Annotated in this window: 18 protein-coding genes; 6 read left to right on the plus strand and 12 right to left on the minus strand. The window is 73.6% G+C overall.

Going from position 1 to position 22,272, the window contains the following annotated elements; translation table 11 throughout:
* Window positions 1–28: 28 nt before the first annotated feature.
* The 3 genes from ACK8GG_RS11140 to msrB all read right to left on the minus strand — a co-directional run bounded on the left by ACK8GG_RS11140 (window position 29) and on the right by msrB (window position 1,336).
* The gene (locus ACK8GG_RS11140) at window positions 29–484 is read right to left on the minus strand and encodes a MarR family winged helix-turn-helix transcriptional regulator (RefSeq protein WP_440356233.1); all 456 of its coding nucleotides are present in this window, start codon (window positions 482–484) and stop codon (window positions 29–31) included.
* Between the two features lie 106 nt (window positions 485–590).
* On the minus strand, window positions 591–851 hold the full coding sequence (locus ACK8GG_RS11145; RefSeq protein WP_440353562.1) for a metallothionein: 261 nt from the start codon (window positions 849–851) through the stop codon (window positions 591–593).
* A gap of 83 nt (window positions 852–934) precedes the next feature.
* Window positions 935–1,336: a peptide-methionine (R)-S-oxide reductase MsrB gene (gene msrB, locus ACK8GG_RS11150; protein WP_440356274.1), complete on the minus strand. Its 402-nt coding sequence runs from the start codon at window positions 1,334–1,336 to the stop codon at window positions 935–937.
* 54 nt (window positions 1,337–1,390) lie between these two features.
* Between msrB and ligD the strand changes: the two genes are divergently transcribed.
* From ligD to ACK8GG_RS11175, 5 genes are all read left to right on the plus strand, one after another.
* Window positions 1,391–2,428: a non-homologous end-joining DNA ligase gene (gene ligD, locus ACK8GG_RS11155; RefSeq protein WP_440356234.1), complete on the plus strand. Its 1,038-nt coding sequence runs from the start codon at window positions 1,391–1,393 to the stop codon at window positions 2,426–2,428.
* Window positions 2,429–2,760: 332 nt separating this feature from the next.
* Window positions 2,761–5,898: an FtsX-like permease family protein gene (locus ACK8GG_RS11160; protein WP_440356235.1), complete on the plus strand. Its 3,138-nt coding sequence runs from the start codon at window positions 2,761–2,763 to the stop codon at window positions 5,896–5,898.
* Window positions 5,895–8,582, plus strand: a complete 2,688-nt coding sequence (locus ACK8GG_RS11165; protein WP_440356236.1) for an FtsX-like permease family protein — start codon at window positions 5,895–5,897, stop codon at window positions 8,580–8,582. Before ACK8GG_RS11160 ends, ACK8GG_RS11165 begins: the two co-directional genes overlap by 4 nt.
* 1 nt (window position 8,583) lies before the next feature.
* Entirely contained in the window at window positions 8,584–9,570 is a 987-nt protein-coding gene (locus ACK8GG_RS11170; RefSeq protein ID WP_440356237.1) for an ABC transporter ATP-binding protein, read from the plus strand.
* Window positions 9,567–10,259, plus strand: coding sequence for an ABC transporter ATP-binding protein (locus tag ACK8GG_RS11175; protein ID WP_440350152.1), 693 nt, complete (start codon window positions 9,567–9,569; stop codon window positions 10,257–10,259). Before ACK8GG_RS11170 ends, ACK8GG_RS11175 begins: the two co-directional genes overlap by 4 nt.
* A gap of 62 nt (window positions 10,260–10,321) precedes the next feature.
* Here ACK8GG_RS11175 and ACK8GG_RS11180 read toward each other — a convergent pair whose 3' ends face one another.
* The 3 genes from ACK8GG_RS11180 to ACK8GG_RS11190 form a co-directional block, all read right to left on the minus strand.
* Complete coding sequence (locus ACK8GG_RS11180) at window positions 10,322–11,932, minus strand: alpha/beta hydrolase (protein ID WP_440356238.1); 1,611 nt, start codon at window positions 11,930–11,932, stop codon at window positions 10,322–10,324.
* Window positions 11,933–12,030: 98 nt separating this feature from the next.
* Window positions 12,031–13,137, minus strand: coding sequence for an ATP-dependent DNA ligase (locus ACK8GG_RS11185; protein WP_440356239.1), 1,107 nt, complete (start codon window positions 13,135–13,137; stop codon window positions 12,031–12,033).
* A gap of 91 nt (window positions 13,138–13,228) precedes the next feature.
* On the minus strand, window positions 13,229–13,657 hold the full coding sequence (locus ACK8GG_RS11190; protein WP_440356240.1) for a nitroreductase family deazaflavin-dependent oxidoreductase: 429 nt from the start codon (window positions 13,655–13,657) through the stop codon (window positions 13,229–13,231).
* A gap of 185 nt (window positions 13,658–13,842) precedes the next feature.
* Here ACK8GG_RS11190 and ACK8GG_RS11195 point away from each other — a divergent pair, with 185 nt between their 5' ends.
* Window positions 13,843–14,016, plus strand: a complete 174-nt coding sequence (locus ACK8GG_RS11195) for a hypothetical protein (protein ID WP_440350156.1) — start codon at window positions 13,843–13,845, stop codon at window positions 14,014–14,016.
* Between the two features lie 72 nt (window positions 14,017–14,088).
* On the opposite strand, the gene ACK8GG_RS11200 is transcribed toward ACK8GG_RS11195, so the two are convergent.
* Genes ACK8GG_RS11200 through ACK8GG_RS11225 form a run of 6 tightly spaced genes read right to left on the minus strand, consistent with a single transcriptional unit; the run spans window position 14,089 to window position 22,255 of the window.
* Window positions 14,089–15,009: a DNA-3-methyladenine glycosylase family protein gene (locus ACK8GG_RS11200; RefSeq protein ID WP_440356241.1), complete on the minus strand. Its 921-nt coding sequence runs from the start codon at window positions 15,007–15,009 to the stop codon at window positions 14,089–14,091.
* 49 nt (window positions 15,010–15,058) lie between these two features.
* The gene (locus ACK8GG_RS11205; protein ID WP_440356242.1) at window positions 15,059–15,916 is read right to left on the minus strand and encodes a spermidine synthase; all 858 of its coding nucleotides are present in this window, start codon (window positions 15,914–15,916) and stop codon (window positions 15,059–15,061) included.
* 3 nt (window positions 15,917–15,919) lie between these two features.
* Window positions 15,920–16,870, minus strand: coding sequence for a hypothetical protein (locus tag ACK8GG_RS11210; RefSeq protein ID WP_440350159.1), 951 nt, complete (start codon window positions 16,868–16,870; stop codon window positions 15,920–15,922).
* Complete coding sequence (locus tag ACK8GG_RS11215; RefSeq protein ID WP_440356243.1) at window positions 16,867–19,341, minus strand: AAA family ATPase; 2,475 nt, start codon at window positions 19,339–19,341, stop codon at window positions 16,867–16,869. The genes ACK8GG_RS11210 and ACK8GG_RS11215 overlap by 4 nt, the downstream gene beginning before the upstream one ends.
* Entirely contained in the window at window positions 19,341–20,489 is a 1,149-nt protein-coding gene (locus ACK8GG_RS11220; protein ID WP_440356244.1) for an exonuclease SbcCD subunit D, read from the minus strand. The genes ACK8GG_RS11215 and ACK8GG_RS11220 overlap by 1 nt, the downstream gene beginning before the upstream one ends.
* A gap of 11 nt (window positions 20,490–20,500) precedes the next feature.
* Entirely contained in the window at window positions 20,501–22,255 is a 1,755-nt protein-coding gene (locus ACK8GG_RS11225) for an ATP-binding protein (protein ID WP_440353572.1), read from the minus strand.
* Between the last annotated feature and the right edge of the window lie 17 nt (window positions 22,256–22,272).

The following is a 22,272-nucleotide window of genomic DNA, read 5'->3' on the forward strand; positions in this document are numbered from 1 at the left end:
ACGCCTCAGTGGAGAAGGCGGCAGGCCGTCAGGGAAGGTCGCTGTTGCCGCCCAGGTTGGCGATCATGCGGCGCAGGACGTTCAGTGCCGCCACGTACTCGTCGGTGCTGATCCCCTGGTGTGTCTGCTCGTGCGCCCGGGCACCCTGTGCCTTCGCGCGGAGGCGCCCGGCCTCGCCGGCTTCGGTGAGGGTCAGGGTGCCGGCCTGCTCGTCCAGCCATCCGCGCCTGACGAGGTCGTCGAAGACCCCGTCGAAGTCGATGCCGAGGTCGTCGAAGGGGGCCAGGCGCTCGGCGAGGGCGGCGCGGCTCCACGTGCCCGGGGCGCCCGCCACGTGGTTGAGGATCCACCAGTGCGGCTGGGTGAGTTGCTCCACGGCCAGGTCCGCCCGGATGCGTCCGACCACGGCGCGATACGCAGCGCCGCTCCAGTAGCCGATGGGCTGGGCGGCGAGCTCCTCCCGGGTGTACTCCTTTATGGCCATCCGTGAACTCCCTTGTCAGTGGCGATTGGGCCACCGTAGAAGTTCAAGCAGCGTTCAGGTCAAGCAGCGCCGAGTCAAGCCGCGCTGAGGTCAAGGCGGCGCGGTCTCAGAGGTGCGGGACGCCCACGGTGTCGCGGGCCATCTCGCCCTGTACGCCTTCGGCGTTGCGGGAGCAGTGCGCCGAGCAGAAGAAGCGCCCGTCGACCTCCATGCCGTGGCCGACGATGCGGACCTGGCAGTTCTCGCAGATCGGGGCGAGCGACTGGATGGCGCACTCGAACGAGTCGAAGACGTAGACGTCGTCGCTGACGGTGCGGACCTCGAACGCCATCAGGTAGTCGTTCCCGCAGGTCTGACAAACAGCCATGACAAATCCCCCTATCAAGTACGAATAGGGAAAGTCTGGCGCATCGATCAGACCCGCGGGACGAAACGGTAGAACTGGGACGTTCAGCTTTCGCGTGGGGCGAGGCGTACCGAGATCGAGTTCACGCAGTGGCGGGTGTCCTTCGGGGTAAAGCCCTCACCCATGAAGACGTGCCCGAGGTGGCTCTCGCAACGCGCGCAACGGATCTCCGTACGGCGCATGCCCAGGCTGTCGTCGGCGATCTCGACCACCGCACCCGGGATGGCGTCGTCGAAGCTCGGCCAGCCGCAGTTCGACTCGAACTTGGCGTCGCTGCTGAACAGCTCGGCTCCGCAGGCCCGGCACTGGTAGGTGCCCGGGGTCTTGGTCGAGACGTACTCGCCGATCCACGGCGCTTCGGTGCCGGCCTGGCGCAGCACCCGGAACTCCTCCGGCGAGAGCCGGACGCGCCACTCGTCCTCGGTCTTGGGCAGTTCGTTCTCCATACTCACCGCTCCACGGTACGCCGCGCCCGGCCCGATCTGGCCTATGGTCGGCAGATGGGTAGCACCGCGAAAGCCCCGGCTGCCGAGATCGAGGTCGCCGGACGCACCGTACGCCTCACCAGCCCCGACCGGGTGATCTTCCCGGCGCGCGGGTTCACCAAGGCCGACGTCTTCGACTACTACCTCGCCGTCGGCGACGGGATCATGCGTGCGCTGCGCGAGCGCCCCACCATGCTGCAGCGCTTCCCCGAGGGCGTCGAGGGGGAGATGTTCTTCCAGAAGCGGGTGCCGGCCCGCGGCGCACCCGAGTGGCTGCACTCGACCCGCATCCAGTTCCCCAGTGGCCGCAGCGCCGACGAACTCTGCCCGCTCGACCTGGCCCACGTGGCCTGGGCGGCGCAGATGGGGACCATCGTCTTCCACCCCTGGCCGGTACGCGCCACCGACGTCGACCGCCCCGACGAACTGCGCATCGACCTCGACCCGCAGCCCGGCACCGACTTCACCGACGCCGTCACCGCCGCCGCCGACGTCCGGGCCCTCCTCGACGAACTCGGCGCGACCGGCTGGCCGAAAACCTCCGGTGGGCGCGGCGTCCACATCTACCTGCGCATCGCGCCCCGCTGGACCTTCACCGAGGTACGCCGGGCCACCATCGCGCTGGCCCGTGAGGTCGAACGCCGCCGCCCCGACCTGGTCACCACCGCCTGGTGGAAGGAAGAGCGCGGCAAGCACGTCTTCATCGACTACAACCAGATGGCCCGCGACCGCACCATCGCCTGCGCCTACTCCCTGCGCGCCAACGCCCGCGCCACCGTCTCCACCCCGGTCACCTGGGACGAGTTGCCGCAGGTCGACCCCGACGACTTCGACCTGCGTACGGTGCCGGTGCGGCTCGCCGAGCGGGGTGACCCGCACGCCGGTATCGACGACTCACCGTGGGACATCAGTCCGCTGCTGGAGTGGGCCGACCGGGACGACGCCGCCGGCAGCGGCGACCTGCCGTACCCGCCGGACCACCCGAAGATGCCCGGCGAACCGAAACGGGTCCAGCCCTCCAAGGACCGCGACCGCAAACAGTCTCCCCGCTGAGGCGGGCCGCGGTCGTAAACGTCAGGGCGCGTCCGGTTGCCTGAGGCCGGCGAAGTGGCCCGAGCCGTATGGATGTGACGTTCTGTAACGGCCCCGGAAGTGATGCTCGCGGATTCCGCTACTACACAGCCGTAGTGGGCACAACTGCCGTGTTGTAGCCACCAAGGTGAAACATACTTCCTGGCACATCGACCTTCCGCGAACTCGGGCGGCGATGCGTCCGGTGTGATGTGCGCCGGGTGCGATAACGATGCCGTAACAGGGTGTGTGCGCGCGGTTCCCGGTCGCGTCTACTGAATCGTTCAGTTAACCGGTCGGGGGGAGGGCACGCGGTGAGACTCGTCCTGCGCCGTGCGCGCGAGGCACGCGGGCTGCTGCTGGCCGCGCTCGTGGCGGCCCTGGTCGCCACCACCTTCGTGACCGCGCTGACCGAGTACAACCGCCAAGCCCTCGACGCCGGACGCCGCAGCGTCCTCGCCGCCGCGCCCGTCGACGAGACCAGCCTGCTCATCACCGGCACCGCCGGGCGGGGCGCCGACGAGTACACCCGCCGCGACGACGCCGTCCGGGCCGAACTCGGCAACGGGCTCGGCCCCACAACGGTCGGCGTCGCCGCCGCCCGCCACGGCACCGGCCGCCAGCTCACCGGCAACCTTCCCGCGACCGTCGCCGTCGCCGAGGCGTACGCCACCATCGGCACCCTGGAAGGGCTCGCCGAGGCCGCGACCCTCCTCGACGGAGCCTGGCCGGCGGCCGGGCGGACGCCGATGCAGGTCGCCGTACCGGAAACCGTCGCCACCGCGCTCGGGCTCGCCGTCGGCGACCGGGTGCCGCTGCTCGACCGGGCCACCGGTGCACGGGGGACTGTCGTCGTCACCGGCGTCTGGCGCCCCGTCGACCCGGGATCGGCGTACTGGCGGCTCGCCCCGGCCGCCGTCGACCGCCCCACCGGAAGCTCGTACGGGCCGTTCGTGGTGGATCCGGCCGACTTCGACCGCACCTTCACCGGCACCACCTCCGCCGCCTGGCTGGCGCAGCCGAACCTGCGCGCCGTCGACCCCGCCGACCTCGGCGCGGTGAGCACCGCCGTTACGCGCCTGCGGGAGGTGCTGCCGGACTCGGCCGGACTCGGTGAGTCGTTGCAGATCACCACCGGCCTGGCCGGGCTCGCCGACCGGCTCGGCCGCGCCGACCTCGTCGGACGCTCCGCGCTGGTCACCCCGCTGCTGCTCATCGGCGTCCTCGCCGGCTACTCGTTGCTGCTGCTCGCCGGGCTGCTCGGCGGTGAGCGGCGCGCCCAGACTGCGCTGCTGCGGGCCCGGGGCGCGGCCCGGCACCAGATCGTCCGCCTCACCCTGCGGGAAGCCGTCCTCGTCGTGGCACCCGCCGTGCTGCTGGCGCCACCCCTGGCGTACCTGCTGCTGCGCGGCGCGGCCGCGACCGGCCTGACCGGCGTCGAACTCGACCCGGGCATCCTCGGCGGGGCACTGCCCTGGTGGGTGGCGCTCGCCGCCGGCGCCGGCTGCCTGCTCGCCATGCTCGCCCCGGACCTGCGCAACTCCGGCGAGCGCCTGCTCGTCGAAGGGCGTCCGGCGCGCTGGGCCGCCGCCCAGCGCGCCGGTGCCGACCTGCTCCTCGTCGGCCTCGCGCTGCTGGCCTGGCTGCAACTGCGCCAGTACGCCGCACCCGTCATCGGCCTCGGCATCGACCCGCTGCTGGCCGCCGCGCCGACGCTCGGGGTCCTCGCCGGAGCCGTGCTGGCGCTGCGGCTGCTCCCCGCCGTCACCCGGCTCGCCGAACGGCTCGTCGGCACCCGGCAGTGGCCGGGCGCCATGCTCGGCACCTGGCAGGCGGGTCGCCGCCCGCACGCCGGCCCGGTGCTGCTGCTGGCGCTCGCCGTCGGCGCGAGCACCCTGGCCTGGTCGCTCCTGGACACCTGGGAAAACTCCCAGACCGACCAGGCGGGCCACCGCGTCGGCGCCGACCTGCGCCTGACCGAGGTCACCGGCGACGCCCCCACCGGCCGCGCCGCCGAACTCGCCGCACTCACCGGGGTGCAGCGGGCACTGCCCGGCTGGCGGGAGAACACCAGCGTCGGCTCGGGTCAGGTTCCCACCACCCTGCTCGCCGTCGACGCGGCCGCCGCCGGTGACGTGCTGCTGATCCGCTCCGACCTGGCCGAGCCCGGCCCGCAGAACCTGCTGGACACCCTCGTACGGCACCGCAGCGCCTCCACCGCTATCCCGCTGGCCGCCGGATCCCGGCAGCTCTCCGGCACTGTCGCCGTGACCGCCCCCGACGCCGGTGGACCCGAGAGCGTTGCGGTGTCGCTGGTGCTGACCACCGCCGACGGGATCGTCCAACGGCTGCCCGTCGCCGAGGTCCGCACCGGCGCGCCGGAAGTGCCCTTCGCCATCGACCTGCCGGACCTGGGCGGGCGCCAGCAGCGCCTGGCCGGCTTCGAGGTGACCGCTGCCGACGTCATCGGGCCGGCGTACCGGCTGGAACTCGGCCGGCTGCGGGTCGATGCGGCCCCGCTTGAACTGCCGGCCGCCTGGGCCGTCGCCGACGCCACGGGACAGCGCAGCGAGGGCGTGACCACCGGAGGTGCCGGCGTCTCCGCCCCGGGGAAGCCGGAACAGCTCAGCCGCAGCAACCGGCTGCGGTTCATGGTGATTCCCGCCGGGACACCGCAGGCCGTACCGGCCGTCGTCACCCCCGCCGTCAGCGCCGAGCTGCGCGTCGGCATCGGCGACGTCACCCGGATCACCCTCGCGGGCACACCGGTCGAGGTGCGGATCGCCGCAGTCGCGCAGGCGCTCCCCAGCGCCGGTGCCGGCCCAGGGGTGCTGCTCGACCTGCCCAGCGCCGTCGAATGGCTGATCGCGCAGCACGGCACCGTGCGCCCGCAATCCGAGTGGTGGCTGTCGGTGGCCGACGCCGACCACGAGACCGTCGCCGCGGAGCTGACACAGGCCGGAGTCACCGTCGCCGACCGGGTCGCCGAAACCGGGGCAGCCGCGCGGGATCCGTACTGGCTGGGGGTGCGGACCGGGCTGCTCGCGGCGGCGCTCGGGGCGATCCTGCTCGCCCTGGTCGGGCTCGCCGTCGACGCCTGGGCCAACGGTCGCCGGCGGGTCGGCGAACTCGCCGTCCTGCACGCACTCGGCGCCGACCACCGGACGCTGCGCCGCTCGCTCCTGACCGAGCAGCTCTTCCTCGCCGTACTGGGAGTGCTGGTCGGGCTCGGCGTCGGCGCCGGGGTCGCCGCCGTCATGGCCCCGCTGGTGATCCTCGACCCCAGCGCCGCCCGGCCGGCCCCGGAAGCGCTGTTCAGCCTGCCCTGGCCGGCGGTCGGGCTCACCGCCGTCGCAGTCCTCGCGCTCGCGGCGCTCTTCAGCGCCGCGGTCACCGCGAGCCTGCGGGCCCGGATCGTCGCGGCGCAGTCACAGATCGGGGGCGAGCGATGAGAGCGACCCGACGCATCCGCGCCCACGCCGGATCGTTCCTGCTGCTGGCGGTGCTGACGTTGACCGCCGCCGTCGCCGTCACCGTCGTGCCGCGCCTCACCCGGGCGATGACGACCGACGGACTACGCCAGTACGTCGCCGACCAGCCCGCCGGGGCCCGGCAACTGGTGCTGCAGCAGGCGGGCTTCCGCGGCTTCAACGCCGGTCCGACGGATCTGCCCTTCGACGACCCGGAGGCGATGCGCCGGCGCGGGCCGAGCCGGCTTCCCGAGCTACGCGCGGCGATGCCGGCGCAGCTGGAACGTCTCGTCGACGGCAACTGGTACCACCATGGCCTGCCGGACGCGTCGGTCACCGGAGCGGACGCGCGCTTCTCCCTGGTCGCGATCGACGGCGTCGCGCAGGCCGCCGACCTGGTCGACGGAGCGTGGCCGGCGGCCACCGCGCCGCCGCTGGGCGTCACCGAGGACCCGAGCGCGCCGCACTTCAGCCGGCCCGCCGAGATCGCCCTCTCCGCGGCCGTCGCCGAAGCGCTCGGCCTGCGCGTCGGCAGCGAACTGCTCGTCTCCGCCAACGGGGACGTGCCGGTGATCGTGGTGGGCATCTTCACGCCCCACGACGCCGACGACGGGATCTGGCAGATCTGGGGGAACCCCCTGGAACTGACCCGGATCGACGACCGCCCGTCCCTCGCCGGCGCCGTCACCAGCGAGGCTGTCATCGAGAGCCTCGGCCGCGGATCAGTGCGGGAATGGCGCTACCGGCTCGCGGTGGAACGGCTCGACGCGGCCGAACTCGACGCTCTCATCAACGGCATCGAGCAACTGCGCCGTCAGACGGCCGGCGAGCTGGACCTCACCCAGGGCGTGGACCTGTCGCTGCGGCAGTTCGCCGAGAGCCATCGGGCCGCCGGCAATCTGCTCGCGATCATCGCCGCCGGGGTGGTCGCCGCGCTGGCCGGTCTGGTCGGCCTTGCGGCGGCCTTCGCCGCCCGGCGCCGTCAGGCCGAGTACGCGTTGCTGCGGGCCCGGGGCGCATCCAGGTGGAATCTGCTGCGCCGCAGCCTCGCCGAGACGGCGCTCGTGGTGGCGCCCACCGCGCTCCTCGGTGCAGGGATCGGCCTGCTCCTGCCCGGGCTGCCCGCCGGCAACCCCGCACCCGTCGCCGTGCTCGCCGTCGTGCTGATGCTGCTGCCGGCGCTCTTCGTGCTCCTGGCTCCCGCCACCGCCGGCCGAGGCGGGCTGTCCCGGCTCGCCGGCTCCACTGCGCGTCTCGCTGCCGAGACGGCGTTGCTGCTGGTCACGGGGATGGCGACGTACCTGCTGCTGGCCCGCGGGCTGGACACCGGTGCCGGGGTCGATCCGCTGCTGGCGGCGGTGCCGGTGCTGCTGGCCGCCGCCGCCGCGCTCCTGGTGCTGCGGCTTTACCCGCTGCCGATGCGGCTGGCCGGCGCGGTCGCGGCCCGCCGCCGCGGCGCGGTCGCGTTCCTGGGGCTCGCCCGGGCCGGCCGGGCGCCGGTCACCGCGCCGCTGGTAGTGGTGGTCGTCGCCGTCGCCACCAGCATCTTCTGTGCCGCCCTCGCCACCGGCATCACCGAAGGCCGGGCCCACGCCGCCCGCCAGCAGGTCCCGGCCGACATCCTGATCACCGGCGGCCGGTACGCCCCCGACACCGCCGACCGGCTCGCCGACCTGCCCGGGATCACCGGGGTGGCCCCGCTCATCAGCCTCACCGACCAGCGCGTGTACGCCGACGGTGTGCACGCCGAACTCGGCACCATCGACGTGCTGATCCTCGACGTCGACGCGTACGCCCGGGTCAGTGGCGGTGTCGACGATCTGCCTGGCGTGCTGCGGGAACCGCACCACGAGGGGCGGCCGGTGCCGGCACTGGCGTCGGCGTCGCTCGCCGCGGATCTCGCCGGGGCCACAGCGGCCGAGGTGGCCCTGCCGGTGGCCCGCCAGCCGATCGAGGTCGTGGGGGCGCTCGCCGAGTTCCCCCTGCTCGACCAGGCGGAGGGGCGTTTCCTCGTGCTGCCGTGGGCGGCGGCGGCCAGCGGCACCCGCGTACCGATGGTCCCCACCGGATTCCTGCTCTCGGGCGCGGTGGCCGACCCGGCTGCCCTGGCCCGGGCCGGCGACGAGGGGCAGCAACGCTTTCTGGACAGCCAGCAGATCCCCGATGGCGGACTCACCTCCCCGACGCAGGTGACGACCCGGGCCCAGGTCGACACCCGGCTCGCCGCCACCGGCGTCAACGCGCTGGTGCAGTTCGCCTTCGTCGCCGGCGCCGTCGGCGGGACGCTGCTCGCTCTGATCGCGGTGGCGTTCGCGGTGCTGGCCGGGCACCGGCAGCGGGGCGAGCTGCTGTCGCGGCTGCGCACCATGGGACTCTCCCGCGGCCAGGCCCGGGGACTGCTGACGATCGAGATCGCGCCGCTGGTGGTGACGGCCGTGCTGGCCGGTGCCGTGGTCGGCGCGCTCCTGCCACGACTGCTCGGCCCGGTCCTGGCGCTGCGCGCGGTGACCGGCGGTGTGCCGGTGCCGGTCGACCCGCGCCCGGCGCTGCTCGCCGGCGTCGCCGCGCTCGCCGTCGCCGGTCTGCTGCTCGCCTGGCTGGTGGAGTCAGTGAACAACCGCCGGACCCGTCTGGGTCAGGCGCTGCGGCTCGGAGAGGAGAGCTGAGATGGCCGACGTCACGCAGACTCCCTCGGTCCCCGACCTGTCAACCCTGCACCAGCGGGCGGCGCAGCGGGCGGCCGAGCGGGCCGGCGGCACCGACCGGTTGGGCGGGCACATCCGTTGCGACGGGCTGGTACGCATCTTCAAGACCGAGGGAGTGGAGGTCTTCGCCCTGCAGGGACTCGACCTGGTCATCGACTGCGGTGAGCTGCTGGCGATCGTCGGCGCCTCGGGCTCCGGCAAGTCCACCCTGCTCAACATCCTCTCCGGACTGGACGTGCCGACCGCCGGACTGGCCCGGGTCGGTGACTACGACCTGCTGGCCCTCTCCGCCCGCCGCCGGTTGCGCTACCGGCGCGAGGTGGTGGGTTTCGTCTGGCAGCAGACGGCCCGCAACCTGCTGCCGTACCTGACCGCCCGGCAGAACGTCGAACTGCCCATGCAGCTCGCCGGGCGGCTCGGAGCGAAGGCCCGGCGCAGACGCGCCGACGAGCTGCTGGAGCTGGTCGGCATGACCCACGGCGCCGACCGCGAACCGGCCCGGCTCAGCGGCGGCGAGCAGCAGCGGGTTGCCGTCGCCGTCGCCGTCGCCAACGACCCGGAGGTCCTCTTCGCCGACGAGCCCACCGGCGAACTCGACGAAGCGACCGGTGCCGAACTCTTCGCCACCCTGCGCGCCATCAACGCCGAACTCGGCGTGACCATCGTCGTGGTCACCCACGACCAGGCCGTCGCCGGGCAGGTGCACCGGGTGGTCGCCATCAGGGACGGGCGGACCGCCTCCGAGGTGCGGCGGACCGCGCGCACCGCCGCCGACGGCAGCACCGAACTGGTCAGTGAGGAGTACGCGGTGCTGGACCGCAACGGCCGGATGCAGCTACCCGCCCCGTTCGTCGAGGCGCTGGAGCTGCGCGACCGGGTCCGGCTCACCCTCGAACCGGACCACGTCCAGGTCCGTCCCGGCGCGACCGAGGAGGGGAAGCAGCCATGACCGACATCGTCACCCGGCAGGTCGTACACGCCGAAGGGATCAGCCGCGTCTACGGCCGCGGCGAACGGGCGGTGCATGCGCTGCGCCAGGTCTCCTTCACCGCCGGCGCGGGCGAGATCGTGGCGGTCCGCGGCCGCTCCGGCGCGGGCAAGACGACGCTGCTGAACCTGGTCGGCGGCCTGGACCGGCCCGACACCGGACGAGTGACCGTGGCCGGGCACGACGTCGGCGCGGCCGACGACCGGGAACTGATGCGGCTGCGCCGCGGCACCGTCGGCTTCGTCTTCCAGGGCTTCGGCCTGGTGCCGATCCTCACCGCCGCCGAGAACGTCGGGGTGCCGATGCGCCTTGCCAAGGTGCCGGCGGCGCAGCGGGAGGAGCGGGTGGCGGTGCTGCTGGAGCTGGTCGGCCTCGGCGGACACGCCGCGCAGCGCCCCACCGAACTTTCCGGCGGGCAGCAGCAGCGGGTGGCGCTCGCCCGCGCACTGGCCAACGACCCGCAGGTGCTCATCGCCGACGAGCCCACCGGCCAGCTCGACTCGGTGACCGGGCGCGCCATCATGGAGCTGATCCGGGCCGTGGTGCACGCCCGGGGCATGACCGCACTGGTCGCCACCCACGACCCCGCCCTGATCGAGATGGCCGACCGGAGCCTGCTGCTGCGCGACGGCCAGGTCGTCGACGAGTAGACCCGCCGAGGTCACAGGGTCAGCTTGAGCCCTTCGTGGGAGGCGACGAAACCGAGCCGCTGTCAGCGGGCCGGGCAGACGGTCCCCTCCGCCGGCACGGTCAGATTCAGCAGGTACGCGTCCACCGCCTGCGTCACGCAGGTGGTCTGCGGGTAGGCGGTGTGCCCTTCACCGTCCCAGGTCAGCAGCTGTCCCGCCCCGAGCATCTCGGCGAGCTTCGGGGCCTGCTCGTACGGGGTCGCCGGGTCGCCGGTGGTGCCGACCACCAGGATCGGCGGGGCACCCGCGGCCGGCCCGGTCGGGTACGGGTCGCGGCTGCCCGGCCACTCGGTGCAGGAGAGCATGCCCACGGCCAGCGGCGCACCGAAGAGCGGGTACTTCTCGCGCCACTGTGACTGGTAGTCGCGTACCTGCGCCACGGTCGGCACGTCGGCCTCGTCGGCGCAGTTGACGGCGAGGTTGGCGTCGAAGAGGTTGCTGTACTGCCCGTTTGGGTCGCGGTCGGCGTAGGAGTCGGCCAGGTCGAAAACGCCGCTCGGGTTGCCGCCGCGCAGCTGCTCGATCGCCTGGGCGAGCTCGGCCCAGCCGCTCTCGGTGTAGAGGGAGGAGATGACGGCGTAGAAGACCCAGCCGGCGGTCGCCTCCCGGCCGTCGGCGGCGCGCACCGGGTCGACGCGGGCCTTGTCGAGGGCGTCGACGACCGCCGCGCGGGCGTCCGGGGCGATGGGGCAGCGCTCCGGCGTGGCCGCGCACCAGGTGGTGAAGTTGCCGAAGGCCTTCTCGAAACCCTGGGCCTGTGACTCGGAGCCGGCGACCAGGTCGTCCTGCGGGTCGATCGCGCCGTCGAGGACCAGCGCCCGTACGTTCTGCGGGAAGAGCTGGGCGTAGACGGCGCCGAGCAGGGTGCCGTACGAGTAGCCGAGGTAGGTGAGCTTCGGGTCGCCGACGGCGCCGCGGATCGCGTCCATGTCCCGGGCCGCCTGCTCGGTGGAGAAGAGTGGCAGCTGGTCGCCGTACTCGTTGCCGCAGTCGGCGCCGATGGCGCGGCTGAGCGTCACCAGTTTGTCGAAGTCCTGCTGGCTGCGCGGGTCAGGCTCGGCGCCGAACATCAGGTCGAGGCGGGCATCGGAGATGCACTCGACCGGGCTGGAACGGGCCACGCCGCGCGGGTCGAAACCGATCAGGTCGAAGCGTTCGGTGACGGACTCGGAGACGCCGCCGTAGGCGGAGCCGAAGGAGAGGTAGACGGCGGTGTCCACGCCGGAGCCGCCCGGGCCACCCGGGTTGATCAGCAGTGAGCCGATCCGGTCGGTCTGCTTCGTCGAGCGCGCTCGCAGCAGGGCGATCTCGAAGGTCTCGCCGGCACCCGGCAGGTTCGCCGAGGCGTTCGGTCCCACCGTGTCCCAGTTGCGCGGCACCTCGATGGTGGCGCAGGAGTAGCGCATGTTCGGCGCTTCCCGGCCGACCAGCTCGCGGGCCACCTCCGGGCAGTCGCGCCACTTGGCCGGCGCGCCGTACGGGGTTACCTCCTCCTCGGTGTCGCCGGTGTTGGGGGCGAAGACCGGAAGTATGCAGCCGGCTCCGGCGACCAGGACGGCGACGAGAGCGGCGAGCCGGCCCCGCGAGGCCGTACGGGCGAGGGCCCCGCTCGCCGGGTGCTGGGTGGGGGTCACGACACGCCTTCCCTTGGCTGGATCACCGCTTGCCGCGGTCCTTCGGCCGTCGGGGCCGCATCGGCGTACCGTGCGGTCGGCCGCGGCCCGAGTGCCGATCAGCGTACGGTCCCCTCGGGGGTCGCCGCCGGATCACCCCGGAGCACCTCGTCGACGTCGTAGCGCACCGGCCGGTCGAGCTGGTCGTAGGTGCAGGAGCGGGGATCACGGTCCGGCCGCCAGCGCAGGAAACGGGCGGTGTGCCGAAACCGGTCGTCCTCCATCGCGTCGTACCCGACCTCGGCGACCAACTCGGGGCGCAGCGCCTCCCACTCGAGGTTCTTGCCGCCGCTCCACCGGCTCTGTCCACCGGGGATGCGCTGCCCGGCGCTGTGGTCGCCGTGCGTCCACGGATGCCCGGTCACGTTCTCCCGGTACGGCGCGAGCTCCTCCACCAGCTCGGCCCGGCGGGCCGCGGTGAACGAGGCGCAGACGCCGACGTGGTGCAGCACCCCGGCGTCGTCGTAGAGCCCGAGCAGCAGCGAACCGACGACCGGGCCGGACTTGTGCCAGCGGAACCCGGCGACCACGACATCGGCGGTGCGGGTGTGCTTGACCTTGAACATCAGGCGCTTGCCCGGCGCGTACGGCAGGTCGGCCCCTTTGGCGATCAGCCCGTCCAGCCCGGCGCCCTCGAAGATCTCGAACCACCGCCGGGCGGTGTCGACATCGGAGGTGACCTGGGTGACGTGGATCGGTGGCGCCACCTTCGCCAGCGCCGCGGTGAGCCGGGCCCGCCGGACCGGGTACGGCTGGTCCATCAGCGACTCGTCGTCGATGGCGAGCAGGTCGAAGGCGACGAAATCCGCCGGGGTCGTCTCGGTGAGCATCCGCACCCGGGAGGCGGCCGGATGGATGCGCTGGGAGAGGCGGTCGAAGTCGAGCCGGGGGCGGCCGTCCGGCCCGTCGCGGCGGATGATGATGATCTCACCGTCGACGGCGCAGCGGGTGGGGAGCTGACGGCGGGCCTGCGCGACGACGTCGGGGAAGTACCGGGTGAGGGTCTTGCCGCCGCGGCTGGCCAGCTCGACCTCGTCGCCGTCGCGGAAGACGATGCAGCGGAAACCGTCCCACTTCGGTTCGTAGGTCATGCCGGCGTCGGTGGGGATCTGCGGCACGCTCTTGGCGAGCATCGGCTCGACCGGGGGATCGACGGGGAGCTTCACCGGGCCAGTCAACCAGAAGCCCCCGACACGGTGCGGTAGATAGCCGCCACCGCCGGTCACATTTTCGGTTACCTGCGGCTGCGGCTGCGGATCAGGCGGCGGGCACGCGGGTGAGTTCGAGGACGGGAATGGTGCGGATCCCCGCGGTCTTCTGCGCGTACTCGGCGAAGCCGGGATAGCGGCGGGCCTGCTCGTCGTAGCGCTGGTCGCGTTCGTCTCCGGTCAGCTCGCGCACCCGGACGGGGTAGGTCTCGGTGCCGCGTTCGACGGCGGCCTCACCTGCGGCGATGAGGTTGCGGTACCAGTCGGGGTTCTCCGGGGCCCCGCCCTTGGACGCGAAGACGTAAATGATCTCTTCGTCGGTCTCATGTGGCAGGTACATCATCGGGCTGACGAGTTCGCGTCCGCTCTTGCGGCCCCGGTGGTGCACCAGCACCATGGGCGCCCCGGCGAACGGACCGCCCACCCGGCCCTCGTTGGCGCGGAACTCGTCGATGACCTTGGCGTTCCAGTCGCTCATCGGGCCTACCCCATTTCGTCGCGACCGTGGACGAGGGTGAATATATCCCGCCGCCGTGAGGCAGATCACCGGCACCAGCGGTCACGCCATTCACAGCAGCCTCAAACGTCCCGCTGGTCACGCCGGCCGGAGCTAGCTTCGCGGACGTGCACGGGTGGGTCTGTGACTGCTGCGGACGCTGGCAGGTGACGGTCGAGTTGATCGCCGGCCGTTACCGGTACCGGCTCGTGCACCGCTACCGGCCCGAGTTCGGCGGCGGCAAGGAGGTCGTCGGGGAGGTCGCCTCGGTCGCCGACCTGGAACGGTTGCTGCGCCGGCGCAGCCCGATCACCCTCGCCGACCTGCACGAGGTCGCCTGACGCGGACCCGGCCGTCCTGATCCGGCAGTCCCGGACCCGGTCGTCCTGATCCGGCTTGATCTGTCCTCTGGGTTAGTAGCGGGCGAACGAGCGCAGCGGCATCCGCGGGCCGAACTTCGGGGCCTGCACGCCCTCGGCCAGCAGCAGCCGGCAGACCCGGCCCCGGTGCCCCCGGAACGGCTCCAGCAGCTCCAGCAGCCGGGCGTCGTCGGCGCGCGCCTCACCGGCCAGCGCCCAGGCGACCATGTTCGGGATGTGGAAATCGCCCACGCTGACCGCGTCCGGGTCGCCGTGCACGATCCGGACCACCTCGGCGGCTGTCCACGCCCCGATGCCGCGGATCGCCACCAGCCGCCGGGTCGCTTCCGTCGCGTCGGCGCAGCGGGCAAGCCGCCCGGCCTCGGCCGCCGCCCGGCGCAGCGTCTCCGCCCGGCGCTGCTCGACCCCGAACGGATGAAAGACCCAGTAGGGCTGCGCGGCGATCACCGCCGGCTCCGGCGGCACCCAGAGCGGCTGCAGCGGCCCCGGCGCAGGCTCGCCGAAGCGGCGCACCGTCGCCGCGTACGCCCGGTACGCCTCCTTGCCGGTCACCTTCTGCTCGAAGACCGCCCGGAGCAGCCGCGGGAATAGCTCTCCGGTGGCCGGCATCCGCAGCCCCGGGTGGGCGCGAGCGAGGCGGTGCACCACCGGGTGGGCGGTGGCGAGCTCGGCGAAGCCGGTGACGTCGTCGTGCAGCCCGGCGATCCGGTCGGCGACCGCCACGACCGCTGCCGCACCCGGGCCGTACCCCTGCGCGAGCAGCTCACCGCCCTGGCGGTGCAGGCTCAGGGTGCCGGGGCCGTCGGGGGTGCGGGCGGTCCACCAGAAGGTGCCGGCCGCGATCCGGGCGCAGGGATCGTGCGCCCCCATTGCCAGCGGCGCCACCGTGCCGAGCAGGTCGTACTGCTCGGGCGGTCGCAGCGTCCGGGTGGCGGCAGGGTCGGCGGGGGACACGCTGCCACTCTGCCACGCACCCGGATGATCACTGTCGGCGGCGCTCCGGTCACCATTTGACGTTGAAGATCCCCTGCGGTGGGGCGGTCGAGTCGACCGCGTCGCTGTCGTGCACCACGGCGGCGCCGCCGGTGAAGCGGTTCAGCTCCTCGCCGTGCAGCACCCGTCCGGGAAACCAGTCCCCGGCCGCCCGCCGGGCCAGCTCCGCCACCGGCGGCTCACCCCGGCCGGCGACCAGGACCAGGTTGCCGTGCCGGCGGCCGCGCAGCACGGCCGCGTCGGCGATCAGGCAGGCGTGCGGCAGGACCGCCCGGACGGTGGCGACCTGCGCGCGGGCGTAGCGCAGCGGCGGCCCGTCGGAGATGTTCACCAGGAGCTGCCCGCCGGGGGCCAGCACCCGCGCCGCCTCGGCGGCGAACTCGACCGATGTCAGGTGCGCCGGCGTCCGGGCGCCGGCGAAGACGTCGGCGACCACCAGGTCGAAGCTCGCGTCGCGCATCGTGGCCACCGCGGCGCGGGCGTCGTCGACCCGTACGCGTACCCGGGCCTGGCCCGGCAGTGGCAGCTCACGCCGGACCAGCTCCACCAGCGCCCCGTCGACCTCCACCACCCGCTGCGCCGAGCCGGGGCGGCGCACGGCGATGTAGCGGGGCAGGGTCAGCGCCCCACCGCCGAGGTGCAGCACCCGCAGCGGCGTACCGGCCGGGGCGGCCAGGTCCACGGCGGAGGCGATCCGGCGAACGTACTCGAACTCCAGGTGGGTCGGATCGTCAAGGTCGACGTGCGACTGCGGCGCGCCGTCGAGCAGCAGCGTGTACGAGCCCGGCCGGTCCGGATCCGGCACCAGCTCGGCGAGCCCGCCGTCGACCTGCACGGCGGTGCGGTCGGTGTCGCGTCGGCGTCCCACCGGCTACCGCCGTACCGCGGCGGCGAGGACCCGGTGCAGCAGCCGGGCGTCGCCGAGCAGCCGGCGCAGCTGCCGTTCCAGCCCGGCGATCGGCACCAGATTCTGCGGTGCGCGCGGGTCCTTGTACGGGGTGGAGGCCAGCGACGGCAGCGTGGCCAGCGAGAGATCGGCCAGCTCGATCGCCTCGTCCGGATCCAGGTCCCGTGAGCACTCGACCCGCACGATCCCCGCCCACGGGGCGCCGGCCGCGACCGGCAGCCGCAGGTACCAGGAGTAGCCGCCCCAGGCGGTGCCGAGGGCGAAGACCGGGGAACGCTCCCCGCTGTGCAGCGCCGTCACCACCGAGGTCAGTTCGGCGTCGAGGTACTGGCTGTGCTGGGTCTTGATGTAGCCCAGGGTGCGCGGCAGCTGCCGCCGGTCGCGCAGCGGACCGTCGACGATCAGCAGATCCCCGTCGGTGCGCGCCGCCGCGGAGACCTCCACCTCCAGCGCGGTCAGCGGTGGCTGCACCGCCGTGGGGAGTTTGCTCAGCTCACCGCTGCCGTTGACCCGGTGCAGCCGGTAGCGGATCTGCCCCGCCACCACCTCCTCGGCCGACGGGCTCGCGGTGAAGAGCCCTCGCTCGACCCGGGTGCCGGCCAGCTGCGCCGCACCGTTGCCGAGGTCGCAGCGGACCACCCCGGCCGCGTACGAGGCGGCGATCCCCGGGTACGAGGTGCCGTCCTCCTCCGCGGTCCAGACGGTCGCGTCGATGCGCCGTACGCCGTCGACGAGCAGCACCACGTCGGGGCGGGTCAGCCCGGGCGGGGCGGCGATCGGGCGCCAGTTCTGCCGGGGCAGCTCCACCGTCGGGTCGACCTGGGCGCTGCTGGGTGAGGCCGGGGCGCCGGCCGAGGCCTCGAACGATGCGCCGTAGGCCGGGTCCCAGCTCTCGACGTAGAGCTGCGCGCTCATCGGCCGACCCGTTCGATGCGCGCCGACCGCGCGTCCTTGCGGACCTCGAAGCGGACCGGGACCCGTTCGGCGAGCGCCGGCACGTGGGTGACCAGCCCGACCATCCGGTCGCCGCGGGCGGCGAGGTTCTCCAGGGTGGCGGCAACGGTGTCCAGGGTGGCGGCGTCCAGGGTGCCGAAACCCTCGTCGAGCACGATCGACTCGAGGCTCGCCGAGGTGGTGGAGAGACCGGCGAGCTGTTCGGAGAGGGCCAGCGCCAGCGCCAGCGACGCCTGGAAGGTCTCCCCGCCCGAGAGGGTCCGCACCCCGCGGCGCAGCCCCGCGTCGTGGTGGTCGATCACATAGAACTCGCCCTTGTCGTGGACCAGGTCGTACTGGCCGTCGGAGAGTTCCCGCAGGATCGCCGAGGCCCCGTCGACGAGCAGGTCGAGCGCCTCGGCGAGCAGCCAGCGTTCGAAGTTGTTGGCCCGCAGGTGGCCGCCGAGCGCCTTGGCGACCCGGGCTTCGCGTTCGTGGCCGGCGCGCTGCCCGCGCAGCTGTTCGGCCTGGGCGCGCCGCTCGACGAGCCGGTCACGGGCCGCCTCGGCCCGCTCCACCGCCACGGTGGCGGCCCGGACCGGGTCATCCGGGGCGGAGAGCCCGGCGGTGGTGAAGAGCTGCGCCATCCGGGTGCCGGCGGCGGTGATCGCGTCCCGCGCCTCGGCGACGGCGGCGGCCCGGTCGGTCCGCAGGCCGCTGCGCTCCTGCGCGGCCGCGGCGGCCCAGCCGGTCAGGGTCTGCCAGGCGCCGGCCAGGTCCTCCCGGTCGGTGGCGGGAGGCGCCAGCCGCGCCACCCGGTCGCGGGCGGCGTCGAAGTCCCGCCACGACCCGCGCAGCCGTTCGTCGGCGGCCGCCACCTCGCCCCGCGCCCGGCGGGCGCCCTCCCGGGCGGTCCGCACGGCCGCGCCGGCGGCGTCGAGCCTGGTGGCGAGCGCGGCGAGGGTGTCGAGTTCCCGGCGCAGCGCCGCAGGGCCGGGGGAGTCGGCGAGCTGCGCCGACAACTGCAGGCCGCGCTCCTCCAGCTGCTCGACCTGGGTACGCGCCCGGGTCAGCGACCGCTCGGTGTCGCGTACGGCGGTGTCGTGCTCGCCGAGCCGGGCGCGGGCCGCGTCGGCGGTGGCCCGGGCGGTGTGCCCGGCGGACTCGGCGGCGGCGACGGCCGAGGCGTCCGGCAGCGGCGGCACGCTGGTCACCGGCTGGGCGCAGACCGGGCAGTCGTCGCCGGCGTGCAGCTGGGCGCGGAGCGCCACCGCCCGGTCGGCGGTCTGCGCCTCCTGGTACGCGCGGCGGGCCGCCTCCAGCTCCGCGTCGGCCTGCTCGGCCGCGGTCCGGGCTTCGGCGGCGGCGGCGAGCGCCGCGGTGTGCCTGCGTTCGACCTCGACGAGCGAGCGCCGTACGTCGATCAGCTCGGCCGTGATCCGGTCGCGCTCGTCGTGGGTGCGCAGCAGCAGGCGCAGCGCGTTGACGTCCCCGGCGGCATCGAGGCGGCCGCGCAGCTTCTCCTCGTCCTCCTCGGCGAGGGCGACGGCCGCCTCGGCGGCTGTCGCGGCGGCGCGGGCGGTGGCGGCCGCCGCGGCGATGCCCGCCACGTCCGCCGGCGCGCGCACCCGGTCCAGGTCGGCCAGTTCGGCGTCGAGGGCCGCGAGCTGCTCCTCGGCCCGGACGGCGTCCTGGCGGGCCCGTTCCAGGTCGGGGAGTTCGGCCTCGACGGCGGCGGCCAGCTCCCGCATCGCCGTCAGTTTCGCCTCCGCCACGGTCAGGGCGTTCTCGTCGGCGTCGGCCAGCCCGGCGAGGACCTGGTCGATCGCGTCGAGCCGCGCCTCGGCCTGGGTGGCCCGGGTGGTGGCCCGCTTCTGCACCTCCTCGTAGACGCCGAGGCCGAGCAGGTTGACCAGGATCTGCTGGCGGGTGGCGGGCTTGGCGTGCAGGAAGTCGGCGAACTGTCCCTGCGGCAGCACCACACAGCTGGTGAACTGCTCGTAGGGCAGTCCCACCGCCTCCAGCACCGCCGCCTCCATCTCGGCCGGCGTGCCGGCGAGCACCTCGCCGAGGTCCTCGGGGCTCATCCCGGTGTCGAGTTTGGTGACGTCGAAGCCGGGCGGCATCAGCTGCAGCCCGGCGTTGCCGGTCTTGACGTTGCCCCGGCCGTCGCGGCGCACCACCCGGGTGGCGACGTAGCGGGCGCCGGCGGACTCGAAGACCAGCCGCACCCGCCCCTCGGTGGCCGAGGGGGAGAGCGCGTTGGCGATGCCCCGGGTGCTGCCCCAGCGGGGCACGGTGCCGTAGAGGGCGAAGCAGATGGCGTCGAGCACCGTCGACTTGCCGGAGCCGGTCGGTCCGACCAGGACGAAGAAGTCCGCGTCGGTGAAGTCGATGGTGGTCTCGTCGCGGAAGACGGTGAAGCCGGCCAGGTCCAGGCGCAGCGGGCGCATCAGGACTCCACCTCCGCCAGCAGCTCGTGGAAGAGCTCCCGGACGCCGTCGTCGGCGTGTCCCTTGCTGTCCAGGTAGTCGCCGAAGAGCTGGCCGGGGGAGCGCCCGGCCCGCTGCGCGGTCCGGGTGGCGCTGCCCGCGACCGGCACCAGCTCCGGGTCGATGCGGACCTCCAGCGCGCGGGGGAGCAGGTCCTGCACCTCTTCGCGCAGCCCGGCGCGGGGCTGTTCGCGGACGATCACCCGCAGCCAGGCGTCCTCCGCCTCGATCGCACCCAGCTGCTCCAGGGTGCCGCGTACGGTGCGCAGCCGGGCGGCGGCGGCGACGGGGACCTCACGCACCTTCGGGGCGGTGGTCGCCGAGACGTCCACGATGCTCACCGATGGGACGTTCTCCTCCTCGCCGAAGTCGACGGCGAGCGGGCTGCCGCTGTAGCGGATGTGGCACGGACCGGGGACCTGCTGGGCCCGGTGCAGGTGCCCCAGCGCCACGTAGTGCGCGTTGCCGGGAAAGACCGTCGACGGTACGGCGTACCCCATGATGGTGTGCGCCTCCCGCTCGCCGCCGCCGACGGCGCCCCCGACCACGGTCAGGTGGGCGGTGAGCAGGTGCACCCGGTCCGGTTCGTCGAAGCCCTCGGTGAGTTTGCCGATCAGCCGGCCGAGGTGGTCGGCGTACGTCTGGGTCGCCTCGGCGGCGGTGAGGTCGTACATCTCCACGGCGCGCACGGCGTAACGCTGCGACAGGAACGGCAGCGCCACCACCTGCCAGCGCTCGCCGCCGGCGGTCTGCCCGTCGATGATGTGCTCGTCGGGGGAGTCTCTGACGCTGCCGCGCAGGGTGATGCCGGCCGCCTCCGCCCACGGCCGCAAGGCGTCCAGGGCCGCACCGTTGTCGTGGTTGCCGCCGACCACCACGACCGACTCCGCGATCTGGCTCAGCGCCTTCAACGCCCGCACCACCAACCGGACCGCCTGCGGGGAGGGCGCGGCCGTGTCGTAGAGGTCACCGGCGACGAGCACCAGGTCGGGGCGCTCGGCCTGGGCGATCTCCACCACCTGGGCGAGCACCGCCTTGTGCTCGTCGTAGCGGGACTGGCCCTTGAGGACCTTGCCGACGTGCCAGTCGGAGGTGTGCAGGATCTTCACGTCAGGCTCCCTTAGAACGGGATGTCGTCGTCGTCGGCCGACCCGCCGCCGGAGCCGACCACCGCGAACGGGTCGGCTGACTGGGTGATCGACCGCAGCGTGTGCGACGGCGCGCTGCCGGCCTCGGAGACCCGGGTCGCCCAGGCCGGGAAGGGGAACTCCAGGCAGAGCGGCACCGGGATGTCCGGCTGGTTGACGAACATGGTGCCGGGCTTGGCCAGCAGCGCCCGCTGGCGCTGGGCCGGAGGGAGGAAGCCGTACTCGGGGCGGGAGGCCTCGGCCGGGTCGAGCCGGCCCACCACCCGGATCGCCGAGTTGGTGACGATGCGCCGCTCCACCTCGCTGGCGGTCTGCTGCGCGCCGATCAGGATCACCCCGAGCGAGCGGCCCCGCTCGGCGATGTCCAGCAGCACGTCCTTGATCGGGGAGGAGCCCTCCCGTGGGGCGTACTTGTTCAGCTCGTCGAGGACGACGAAGAGCAGCGGCTTGGAACCCTGCTTCTCCTTGCGCTCGAATTCGCTCTTGAGGGTCACGCCGACCACGAAGCGCTGCGCGCGGTCTGGGAGGTTGTGCAGGTCGACCACGGTGACCTGGGCACTCTCGGCGGTGTTGATCCGGTGCGGGCGGCGGGTGGCCAGGTCGCCGCGGATCAGCCGGGCCAGGTCGCGCTTGCTGCCGATCAGCCGCCGGGCGAACGCGTTGACGGTGCCGAGGCCGACGGCGCTGCCGGCCCACTCCGCGCGGGTCTCGTCGTCGTTGAGCTGCTCGACGATGTGGTCGACCAGGTCGGCGTAGGAGCCGATGCGTACCCCGTCGATGCTGATTCCGCCGTCGGCGGGTTGCGCGTAGCGGGCCAGGTGGGCGGTGACGCTGTGCACCACCATCGTGTACTGCTGGCGTTCGTCGTCGGCGTCGGCGAAGACGTACGGCAGGAGCCGGTCGGCGCAGAACTCGGTCAGCGTCCAGTAGAAGCTGTCGACGCCGGCGAGGCGGCTGTGCACGTCGGGGGTGCCGCTGGAGTCACCGGCGCGCGGCGGGGCGTAGACGCGCACGTCGGGGAAGGCGCCGGCGGTGAGCCCCAACTTGGCGTACGCGGCGGTGGTGGCGTCGTCGAGGCGGTTGTTCGGGTGGTCGAGGAAGAGCAGGTCCTCACCCTTGACGTTGAAGATCAGCGCTTTGGCGTTGACCGCGTCGCCGCCGAGCTGTCCCGAACGGAAGACCGAGTAGAGCAGGAAGGTGGCGAAGCTGGTCTTGGTCGCCACACCGGAGATGCCGGAGATGGAGACGTGCGCGCCGCGGGTGCCGTCGAGGAAGTCGGCGTTGAGATAGACCGGCACCCCGTCGCGGCCGGTCCCCATCGGGATGCGCCGTTCCATCCGGTCGAAGTGCAGTGCGCGGGCGCGGGCGTCGCCTTCGGCGCGGCGCACCACGGCCCCGGGGGCGGGTGGCACGTAGAGCTCCGGGTCGACCCGGGTGGTGGTGATCTCGGCGGCTTCCTGGATCTGGGCGGGGAGGGTGCCGTCGGCGATGGCGAAGACGTCGGAGTCGAACTGGGCGCCCTCGTGCCGGGCGCGCACCTGGGTGACGACTCCGGCGATCGTCACCGGCTCGCGTCCGGGCAGCTCACGGCGGGTCACCACCACGTCGTCGAGCTGGAGGTAGCTGCCGGGGGCGACGGCGGTCCAGAACTGCAGCGGGGTGGCGTCGGCGGTGCCGAGCACCCGGCCGACCGCCTCGCCGGAGCCGTCTGACAGGTCGTCGGTCATCGGCGGGCTCCGGTCGG

It is taken from the genome of Melissospora conviva (genome assembly GCF_049523535.1).
In the GTDB taxonomy this organism is placed as follows: Bacteria; Actinomycetota; Actinomycetes; order Mycobacteriales; family Micromonosporaceae; genus Melissospora; species Melissospora conviva.

Bases quoted from the DNA above. Each gene is read 5' to 3' on its own strand.
- ACK8GG_RS11140 (WP_440356233.1), bottom strand. From the start codon at position 484: ATGGCCATAAAGGAGTACACCCGGGAGGAGCTCGCCGCCCAGCCCATC.
- ACK8GG_RS11145 (WP_440353562.1), bottom strand. From the start codon at position 851: ATGGCTGTTTGTCAGACCTGCGGGAACGACTACCTGATGGCGTTCGAG.
- msrB (WP_440356274.1), bottom strand. From the start codon at position 1,336: ATGGAGAACGAACTGCCCAAGACCGAGGACGAGTGGCGCGTCCGGCTC.
- ligD (WP_440356234.1), top strand. From the start codon at position 1,391: ATGGGTAGCACCGCGAAAGCCCCGGCTGCCGAGATCGAGGTCGCCGGA.
- ACK8GG_RS11165 (WP_440356236.1), top strand. From the start codon at position 5,895: ATGAGAGCGACCCGACGCATCCGCGCCCACGCCGGATCGTTCCTGCTG.
- ACK8GG_RS11170 (WP_440356237.1), top strand. From the start codon at position 8,584: ATGGCCGACGTCACGCAGACTCCCTCGGTCCCCGACCTGTCAACCCTG.
- ACK8GG_RS11175 (WP_440350152.1), top strand. From the start codon at position 9,567: ATGACCGACATCGTCACCCGGCAGGTCGTACACGCCGAAGGGATCAGC.
- ACK8GG_RS11190 (WP_440356240.1), bottom strand. From the start codon at position 13,657: ATGAGCGACTGGAACGCCAAGGTCATCGACGAGTTCCGCGCCAACGAG.
- ACK8GG_RS11210 (WP_440350159.1), bottom strand. From the start codon at position 16,870: ATGAGCGCGCAGCTCTACGTCGAGAGCTGGGACCCGGCCTACGGCGCA.
- ACK8GG_RS11215 (WP_440356243.1), bottom strand. From the start codon at position 19,341: ATGCGCCCGCTGCGCCTGGACCTGGCCGGCTTCACCGTCTTCCGCGAC.
- ACK8GG_RS11225 (WP_440353572.1), bottom strand. From the start codon at position 22,255: ATGACCGACGACCTGTCAGACGGCTCCGGCGAGGCGGTCGGCCGGGTG.